This is a genomic window from Dietzia sp. HMSC21D01, from assembly GCF_001815995.1.
Taxonomy (GTDB): Bacteria; Actinomycetota; Actinomycetes; order Mycobacteriales; family Mycobacteriaceae; genus Dietzia; species Dietzia cinnamea.
Genome location: NZ_KV823879.1, coordinates 1 through 8,634, shown reverse-complemented (window position 1 = coordinate 8,634; position 8,634 = coordinate 1). Strand labels below are relative to the sequence as shown.

Annotated in this window: 8 protein-coding genes; all 8 read right to left on the bottom strand. The window is 70.3% G+C overall.

Translation table 11 applies throughout. From position 1 onward, the window contains the following. Nucleotides 1-99: 99 nt before the first annotated feature. Nucleotides 100-468, bottom strand: a complete 369-nt coding sequence (locus HMPREF3086_RS07245) for a cation:proton antiporter (protein ID WP_061227938.1) — start codon at nucleotides 466-468, stop codon at nucleotides 100-102. After that, nucleotides 465-758 carry a monovalent cation/H+ antiporter complex subunit F gene (locus HMPREF3086_RS07240; protein WP_061227939.1) on the bottom strand — a complete coding sequence of 98 codons (294 nt, stop codon included), beginning with the start codon at nucleotides 756-758 and terminating at the stop codon, nucleotides 465-467. The genes HMPREF3086_RS07245 and HMPREF3086_RS07240 overlap by 4 nt, the downstream gene beginning before the upstream one ends. Next, nucleotides 755-1,495, bottom strand: a complete 741-nt coding sequence (locus HMPREF3086_RS07235; protein ID WP_061227940.1) for a Na+/H+ antiporter subunit E — start codon at nucleotides 1,493-1,495, stop codon at nucleotides 755-757. The genes HMPREF3086_RS07240 and HMPREF3086_RS07235 overlap by 4 nt, the downstream gene beginning before the upstream one ends. Before the next feature lies 1 nt (nucleotide 1,496). After that, on the bottom strand, nucleotides 1,497-3,122 hold the full coding sequence (locus HMPREF3086_RS07230; RefSeq protein WP_061227941.1) for a Na+/H+ antiporter subunit D: 1,626 nt from the start codon (nucleotides 3,120-3,122) through the stop codon (nucleotides 1,497-1,499). Beyond that, nucleotides 3,119-3,718 (bottom strand): Na(+)/H(+) antiporter subunit C, encoded by a 600-nt coding sequence (locus HMPREF3086_RS07225; protein ID WP_061227942.1) that lies wholly within the window; start codon nucleotides 3,716-3,718, stop codon nucleotides 3,119-3,121. Before HMPREF3086_RS07225 ends, HMPREF3086_RS07230 begins: the two co-directional genes overlap by 4 nt. After that, nucleotides 3,715-6,759 (bottom strand): Na+/H+ antiporter subunit A, encoded by a 3,045-nt coding sequence (locus HMPREF3086_RS07220; protein WP_070721042.1) that lies wholly within the window; start codon nucleotides 6,757-6,759, stop codon nucleotides 3,715-3,717. The genes HMPREF3086_RS07225 and HMPREF3086_RS07220 overlap by 4 nt, the downstream gene beginning before the upstream one ends. A gap of 130 nt (nucleotides 6,760-6,889) precedes the next feature. After that, the gene (locus HMPREF3086_RS07215; protein ID WP_061227944.1) at nucleotides 6,890-7,468 is read right to left on the bottom strand and encodes a hypothetical protein; all 579 of its coding nucleotides are present in this window, start codon (nucleotides 7,466-7,468) and stop codon (nucleotides 6,890-6,892) included. A gap of 190 nt (nucleotides 7,469-7,658) precedes the next feature. Beyond that, nucleotides 7,659-8,634, bottom strand: a 976-nt coding sequence (locus HMPREF3086_RS07210; RefSeq protein ID WP_246830932.1) for an ATP-binding protein, incomplete at its 5' end; no start/stop codon positions are given.

The following is an 8,634-nucleotide window of genomic DNA, read 5'->3' as shown; positions in this document are numbered from 1 at the left end:
CCGCACCCGAGCAGACGGGTGCGGGGCTCGCGTCGTGTGTGGCCGCAGGCGGCGCCAGGCCCGGCGCTCAAGCCCCGGCTCTGCGGCCCGCGGTGCGGCTCAGAGGGGTCCGCGGCCGTCGAGACGGGGGCCGGTGTACTTCTCCAGCACGGGCGCCTCGTGGGTGATCGTCCCGTCCTCCACACTCTCGCGGTAGGCGAGATTGCCCACCCGGTTGGCGATCACGGGTGCGGCGCACACGGCCACGATCGCGGTGAGGACGAGCATGCCGAGGTCGATGTCCGGGAAAACCCGGATCCCCGCGCCGATGAGGACGAGGACCAGCCCGAGCACCTGAGGTTTGGCCGCCGGGTGCATTCGGCTGAGGGTGTCGCGGAACCGCACGAGGCCGATCGCGCTGCACAAGGTCAGTAGCGCGCCGGCGAGAACGAACAGCGCGGCGATGATCTCGATGAGGTCGTCGCTCATGAAATGGCCTCCTCGGGGGTGCCGATGTTGTCGCTGACGCGGAACCGGGCCACGGACACCGAACCCAGGAACGCGACCAGTGCCAGCGCGACGAGCGCCGCTGCGGGGGTGGTGTCCTTCGTCCACGCGATGTAGACGGCGATGCCCCCTTGAGCGACGGCGACCATCATGTCGAGGGAGATGAGCCGGTCGAGGGTGTTGGGTCCGCCGACCAGACGGATCATCGTCACGAACAGCGCGGCAGTCAGCGCGATGATCGCCAGGATCCAGAGGACGAGTGCGACGCTCACCAGGGTCCCTCCTCTTCCGTCGTGGGATCGAACGGCTTCTTCTCGTCGCCGTCGGGGCCTGCGGGGTTGTCGGGGCCGGCGGCCCGGTCGGCGTCGGGATCTGCCGGGTCCGTGTCGCCGGCGGGATCCACCGGCTCCGCGGGCGCCACGGTGCTCGCGGCGCTCGGGGCCCTGTCGGCGGGGGCCGAGTAGTGCCCGGGGCTCGGCCTCCAGTCCTCGTCTCGCTCGAAGGCGCGGAGGTAGAGCTTCTCCACGTGTGCGGTCTGGCGGCGGAACCGCTCCACGGCCTCGTCGGTACCGGCGTCCAGGACGTGCACGTAGACGTAGCGGGCCACCGGGTCGACTCGGACCACGATGCCGCCGGGCAGCAGGTTGAGGGTGTTCACCGCCAGGGCGAGGTTGAAGTCTGACTTCAGTCGCATCGGCGCGCGCAGCACCGCGGACCGGGGTGGCGCCTTCGGCCGGATCGACTGCCAGGAGACGATCAGCGACGACCGGATCAGGTAGAACGCCACGACCAGCACGAGCCAGACCGTGGACAGCGGCCGGAGCAGACCCTCGACCGGCACCCGCGGCAGGGGCAGGACCACCATCACCAGGATCGCCACGAGCAGTCCGGAGACGACGGTGCCGATGTCGAAGCTGCCCCACAGCAGTACCCAGGCGAAGGTGAGCCACAACGTCATGAAGACGCGGGCGCCGAGCACCCGCAGGTCGGGAGAAGGCTTGCGTCCCATGTCAGCGCACCCCCGTCACGGAGTCGACGTACCGGTCGGGTGAGGTGTCGGTGGGGACCGTGTAGAGGTACTCGGCGCGCTCGCGCAGGGTGGCGGCGGCGCCGTCTGCCACCCGGAGCAGCGGTCCGGCGAAGATCGTCATGAGCAGCGAGACCACGATGAGCGCCCACGTCGGGGCGAGCATGCTCCAGGGCATCTTGCCGACCTCCTCGCGCTCGTCGAACTCGACGTACTCGTCGGAGGGGAGGAGGGACAGCGGCCGGGCCAGCGCGAGGGCACCCTCCGGGGCGTCGGCCCGCGGCCGCCAGAAGGCCTTGGACCACACGCGCGCGACCACGTAGAGCGTCAGCAGGCTGGTGACCATGGCGCCCGCGATGAGCACCCACAGCAGGGCTCCGCCCTTCTCCGCGCCGGCCTGGACGACCGCGAGCTTGCCGATGAACCCGGAGAACGGGGGGATGCCTCCGAGGTTGAGCGCGGGGACGAGGAACGTGACCGCGAGGACGGGACTGGCGACGCCGAGGGATCCGAGCCGACGCAGGGACGACGACCCCGCCTGGCGTTCGATCAGACCGACCACGAGGAAGAGGGTCGTCTGGACGATGATGTGGTGCCCGACGTAGTAGATCGCCGCGCTGAGCCCGGCTTCGCTGGACAGCGCGATGCCGAAGATCATGTAGCCGATGTGACTCACCAGCGTGAACGACAGTATTCGCTTGATGTCGGACTGGGCGATCGCGCCGAGGATGCCCACGACCATCGTGAGAAGACCGGCGACGAGCAGTACCCCGTCCATCCCGCCCCCGGGGAACACGAGGGTGTGGAAGCGGATGATCGCGTACACGCCGACTTTAGTGAGCAGGCCGGCGAACACGGCGGTGACCGGGGCGGGAGCGGTCGGGTAGGAGTCGGGCAGCCAGGTGGAGAGCGGGAAGACCGCGGCCTTGATACCGAACGCCACGAGGAACACTGCGAAGATCGTGTTGCGCAGGCCTTCCGGCACCTCCGCCATCCGCGTGGCCAGCTGAGCCAGGTTGAGCGTGCCGACGGCCGAGTACGTCAGCGCGATCCCCAGCAGGAAGACCATGGACGAGACCATCGACACGACGGTGTACGACACCCCCGCGCGGACGCGTTCCTGGCTGGCCCCGAGCGTGAGCAGGACGTAGGACGCGGCCAGGAGCATCTCGAACCCGACGAACAGGTTGAACAGGTCGCCCGCGATGAAGGCGGCGTTGAGTCCCGCCGCCAGCGCGAGGTAGGTGGGCAGGAAGATCGAGGTGGGCTGGTCGCCGTCGCCGTCGCGGACACCCTGCCCGACGGCATAGATGATGACCGTCAGCAGCACGATGGCGGCCACACACAGCATCAGGGCGCTGAGCCGGTCGGCGACCAGGGTGATGCCGACCGGGGCGTCCCACCCGCCCACCTGCACCGTGTGCATGCCGTGCGAGTCCGTGAGCACCAGCAGGAGCCCGGAGATGACGAGCAGAGCGGACAGGGTCGTGATGGTGATGATGTTCTGGACCCGCGGCCGGCGGGAGACCACCAGGCACAGCGCGGCCGCGAGCAGCGGCAGGAGGACGACGGAGGGGATGAGGTACCCGAAGAGGTCGGGAGAGATCACAGTTCCTCCTCCTTACCGGCCTTCTTGTACCGCCGCTCTCGTCTGTCGACCTCCCGCGCCTCGGCCTCGGCTTTCGCCCTGGCCTCTGCGCGGGCCTCCGCCCGGGCTTCGGCTTCGGCCTCGGCTTCCTCGAGGTCCTCGTCGTCGTAATCCACGTGGTCGCCGAGTTCGGTGGGCTGGCCCGTGGTCTGGTCGTCCGAGGCGTCGCGGTCCGGAGCGGACCAGGCGTCGGTGGGGGAGCGTTGGGCGATCTTGGTGTCCTCGGCGTCGTCCGCGACCTCGTCCACAGTGGTGAACTGATAGGAGCGGTAGGCCAGGGCCAGGATGAACGCACCCACGCCGGCGGTGATGACGATCGCGGTGAGGATCATCGCCTGGGACAACGGATCCGAGTCGACGGTGTTGTCGCCCCATGACCGGCCGCGGATGGGCGGGTTCCCCGGGGCTCCACCGGCCGCGAGGATGAGCAGGTTGACGCCGTTGGACAGGATCATGATGCCGAGCAGGATCTTGATGATCGCGCGCTCGAGAAGCAGGTAGACACCGGTGGCGCTGAGGACACCGGCCATGAGTAGGAGTGCGAAGTCGGCGGTCATGGCATCCCCTGGGGTGTGGTGCCCTGGTTCTCGGCGGCCTCGAGACGCGCGGCGCGGCGCGCGGCCAGGTCGGACCGTGGAGCTTCGCTGTCGACGCCGGGGACGCGGCGCAGGGCGGCGGTGGAGGGCGAGTCGGTGGCGTCGACGTAGACGGCCCTGAGCTCCTCGAGGTCCTCGGCGTCGAGGTCGAGCCGCGCTCCCAGGCTGCGGAGGATGTCGAGGACCAGGCCGACGACGATGAGGTACACGCCCGCGTCGAAGAACAGCGCGGTGACGAGCTTGACCTCACCGAACACGGGCAGCGTCCACTCGAAGGTGGCGCTGGACAGCGGCGGCGCACCGAGGGCCATCGAGGCGGCGGCGGTACCGGCGGCCAGCAGGAGGCCGGCGCCGAGGATCCGTCCGGCATCGATCGGGACGGCCTCGCCGAGTTCGTAACGGCCACCCGCGAGGTAGCGCAGAACGAGCGCGAGACCCGCGACCAGCCCCCCGGCGAAACCGCCGCCGGGGTTGTTGTGGCCGGCGAAGAAGAAGAACAGGCTCAGGATCATCATCGTGGGGAAGATGAGACGGGTGGTGACCTCGAGGACGAGCGAGCGGGCGCGGGGGTCGCGCACGGTCGCGCCGACCAGCCACCGGCCGGGCGAAGCCCCCGGTGCCTCGATGACGATCCGGGCCGCCTCCATCCCGCGCCGTCCGGAGCGGGTCTTGTCGGCGTCAGCGATGCGTGGCCCGGAGCCGTAGCGACGATTGCGGAAGACGAGGCTGGCCACACCGGTCGCGGCGACCAGCAGCACGGTGATCTCGCCGAGGGTGTCCCAGGCGCGGATGTCGACGAGGGTGACGTTGACGGCGTTGGCGCCGTTGCCGATCCGGTAGGCGATGTCCGGGAAGACCGTGGACACGGCTGGGTCCTGGCGGGCGTTGATGGCGTACGCGCCGACGATGACGACGAGGAGTCCCACGCCGATGCCGAGCCAGGCGCGCAGGCGGCGGAAGCCGTCGGACAGGGGCACCTCGGCGGGCATCGTGCGCAGGACCAGCACGAACGTGACCATCATCAGCGTCTCGACCAGCACCTGGGTGAGCGCGAGGTCGGGAGCACCGTGGAAGGCGAAGATCACGGCGACGCCGTAGCCGGTCACGGACATGCTGACGACGGCGGCGAGGCGGTTGCGCAGGACGGTGGCGGCCACCGCGGCGACGGTCATGGGGATCATGACGAACAGCACGACCGGATTAGCGGACAGTTCCATCCGCAGGCCCTCGCGGGTGCCGACCAGCAGGGACACGAAGGGGAACACCACGAGCGTGAACAGGATGATGCCCAGGGTGAGCGGGAGGGAGCCGCGCTGGATGCTGGCGGTCAGGCGCAGCGACAAGATGTCGAAGAAGCGCAGGACGGCGTCGTAGATGCGGTCCGCGTTACCCAGGGCGGGCGACTCGAACTGCATCCGCTCCACGGTCCGCTGCGCGACGTAGAGCATGGTGCCGAGGACGTATACGACCGCGGTGAGCGCGAGCGGGACACCGAACCCGTGCCACAGCCCGAGGTGGTAGGCCTCCTCGCCCGCCCACGGGCTGCCCGGCGGGAACGCGACGTCGACGAACCGGGTGAGCAGCGCCTCGACGGGCGCCGACCACACACCGAGCACGAGGCCGGCGACGGAGAGGAGCGCGGGCACGGAGAGGAAGAGCGGGGTGACCGGCTTCGACTCGGCGACCGCGGGGCTGATCCCGTCCGGGAAGAACGGCTTGGAGCGGAACGCGCCCATGACGAGGCGGGCGGTGTAGGAGAAGGTGAGGACCGAGCCGACGACCAGCCCGGCGGTGACGACGAGCGCCGGCATGCCGTGGAGCCGCTCCTCGGTCAGCGTGGTGGCGAACGCGGATTCCTTACCGACGAATCCGAGGAAGGGCGGCAGACCGGCCATCGACGCGGCGGCGAGGGTGAAGAAGACGGCGAGAGCGGGACTCTTGCGGCCCAGACCGGACAGTTCGCGGATCTCCCGGGTGCCGGTGGTCTTGTCGATGACGCCGACGGCCATGAACAGCGCGGACTTGAACAGCGAGTGCGCCAGCAGCATCGTGAGTCCGGCGAGCATCGTGTCGCGCGATCCGATGCCGACCAGGACCAGCAGGAACCCCAGCTGGGACACGGTTCCGAAGGCGAGCACCAGCTTGAGGTCGGTTTCCCGCAGGGCGCGCCAGCCGGCCATGAGCAGGGACACCAGGCCGAGAACGATGAGCGGCAGCTGCCACGTCGACGATCCGGACAGGCCCGGGCTGAAGGCGGCGACGAGGAAGACCCCGGCCTTGACCATCGCCGCGGAGTGCAGGTAGGCGCTCACCGGCGTGGGTGCGGACATGGCTCCGGGGAGCCAGAAATGCAGGGGGGCGATGGCGGATTTACTCGTCGCGCCGACGATCACCAGGCCGAGGGCCCAGTGGACGAGAGAGCCGGACGGCGGAGAGGCGACGATCTCGCTGAGCAGGTAGGTCCCGGCCTCCTGGGCCAGGATGATCATGCCGACCAGCATCGCCAGGCCGCCGAGTGTGGTGACGAGCAGGGCTTGTGTGGCGGCGCGGCGGGATGTCGCCCGCTCCGCGTAGTGGCCGACGAGCAGGAAGCTCAGGACGGAGGTGATCTCCCAGAAGGTGTAGAGCAGCACCATGTTGTCGGCCACGACCAGGCCGAACATGACTCCGGCGAACGCGACCATCTCGGCCGCGAACAGGTGCAGGCGGGGCTCGGTGTCGTCGAAGTACCAGGTGCAGTAGAACAGGACGAGCGCGCCGACGCCCAGTGCGATGAGGGACATCAGTGCGGACAGCGCGTCCATCCGCAGGTCCAGCGTCAGGTGGATGCCGGGCGCCCACTGGAGGGTCTCCGTGGGCACACGGTCGAGATTGGCGGCCACCCATACCGCGCCGCCGGCGGGGACGAGCGCCAGCAGCGGGAAAGCGCGGCGTCCGAGCCTCAGCACCAGTGGGAGCGCGATCAGGGCGGCCACGGCATGGGCCGCGAGGATCACGATCACCGGCGGCTCCTTCCCTTGCGTCGATCGGACGACGACATGCGGATGGACCCGCCGGGAGGGGGCGGGCGACCGGTGTCGACCGGGGCGTGGTTACTGCGCTTACTTTACAGAACAGCGTTTCGAGCCGCTTTCACCGCAGGTGAAGACGGGTCGCTGCGCTGAGCAGCGCGGAGATGGACGCCTCCGCCGCGGTCTGGCCGAAGCCGAGTGCCCACGTCTCGCGCCTGCCGCTCGTCGCTCGCAGGATGGTGCACCACGACGACGTCGCCTCGTCGAACCCGCGCCCCTCGTACTGGTGGAACCGCTCGATCTCGGCGGGCGCGCCGACCCGGCTCAGCATCTCCGACATCGCCGTGAGGTCGCCACAGGACTCGGTGGTGAGACGGTGAGCGCGGAAGTCTCCGGGCGCGTCGTCGGCGGTGCGGGTGGCCAGGATCGCCTCGTAGGCGGTGATCCCACGACCGAGCGGGCGCCGCGAGAAATCGGCCAGGTGGAAGTGGTCGGACGAGGGGGCGTAGGTGTCGACGAGGGCCCGCCAGTCCATCCCGGCCGCCTCCTCGGCGAATCCGCGGGGCATGCGCCGCCCGAAGCGTTCGGCGAAGGGGCAGGGAGTGGCGGTGGCACCGCGGGAGTCGGTGTCGCGGGCGATGCTGCCGTGGGGGGTGCGGCCGTTGATGCCGGTGGGGAGGTGGTGCGTGGCGGCGTTCATGGTGTTCTCGCTTCTCGACGTCGGTGACGATGACCGACGGAGAAAGAGCAACCACGCAACGGGGGTGCCGGTCTGTCAGGCCCCGTTACGTCCGGTTACTACGAGAATCTTCCGCATGATCCCCACCATAGGCTGCCGTCCGCGGACCCGGCAAGCCCGTGTGGTCGACGCCTCGAGCTCCCGGGCCGGCTCAGTCGGCGCGTCGCTCCGCGTAGAGCCGCAGGTTCTCGACCTGGTCGGGGTCGAGCGACGGCCGCACGGCGAGGCGCGCGCGGGCCACGTCGTCGGCGGTGACCTCGGCCGCGTCGATGTCCCGGCGCATCGCGGTCAACGCCGATTCACGCAGCAGGGCCGCGCAGTCGGCGGCGGAGTAGCCGTCGAGGTCGGCGGCGAGCTCGTCCAGGTCGACGTCGTCGGCCAGCGGGACGTCACGGCCGGCGGCGCGCAGGATGTCGGCGCGGGCCTCCGCGTCCGGCGGCGGGACGAACACCAGTCGCTCGAGCCGCCCGGGGCGGAGAAACGCGGGATCGATGAGCTCGGGCCGGTTGGTGGCGCCGAGGATGACGACGTCGCCCAGCGGTTCGGCGCCGTCGAGCTCGGTGAGCAGCGCGGCAACGACGCGGTCGCCCACCCCGGAGTCGCCGGTCTGGCCGCGACGTGGGGCGAGGGCGTCGATCTCGTCGAGGAACACCAGGGACGGCGCCGAGTCGCGGGCCTTGCGGAACAGGTCGCGGACAGCCTTCTCCGACGACCCGACCCACTTGTCCATGAGCTCGGCGCCCTTGACCATGTGCACGGTCAGTCGCCCACTCGCCGCGAGTGCACGGACCACGAACGTCTTGCCGCAGCCGGGCGGGCCGTACAGCAGGACACCCCGCGGTGGCTGCACGCCCAGGCGCTCGAAGGACTCGCGGTGCTGCAGCGGCCACAGCACCGTCTCGGTGAGCGCCTGGCGCACCTCCTCCATGTCACCGACGTCGTCGAGCGTGATCGAGCCCAGGCTCAGCTCCTCCGTCCCCGAGCGGGAGAGCGGCCGGATCACGCTGATGGCGCCGAGGAGGTCCTCCTGCTCGAGGCGGGCGCCGGAGAGGGCGTCGTCCGCGGCTCCCGTGCCGTCGGTGCCGCCGTCGGTGCCGCCGGTGGCGCGGGCGGCTGCGCGCAGTGCC

What these genes read in the sequence shown, in the direction of transcription:
- HMPREF3086_RS07235 (WP_061227940.1), bottom strand. Translation starts at nt 1,495, where the DNA reads ATGGGACGCAAGCCTTCTCCCGACCTGCGGGTGCTCGGCGCCCGCGTC.
- HMPREF3086_RS07245 (WP_061227938.1), bottom strand. Translation starts at nt 468, where the DNA reads ATGAGCGACGACCTCATCGAGATCATCGCCGCGCTGTTCGTTCTCGCC.
- HMPREF3086_RS07225 (WP_061227942.1), bottom strand. Translation starts at nt 3,718, where the DNA reads ATGACCGCCGACTTCGCACTCCTACTCATGGCCGGTGTCCTCAGCGCC.
- HMPREF3086_RS07215 (WP_061227944.1), bottom strand. Translation starts at nt 7,468, where the DNA reads ATGAACGCCGCCACGCACCACCTCCCCACCGGCATCAACGGCCGCACC.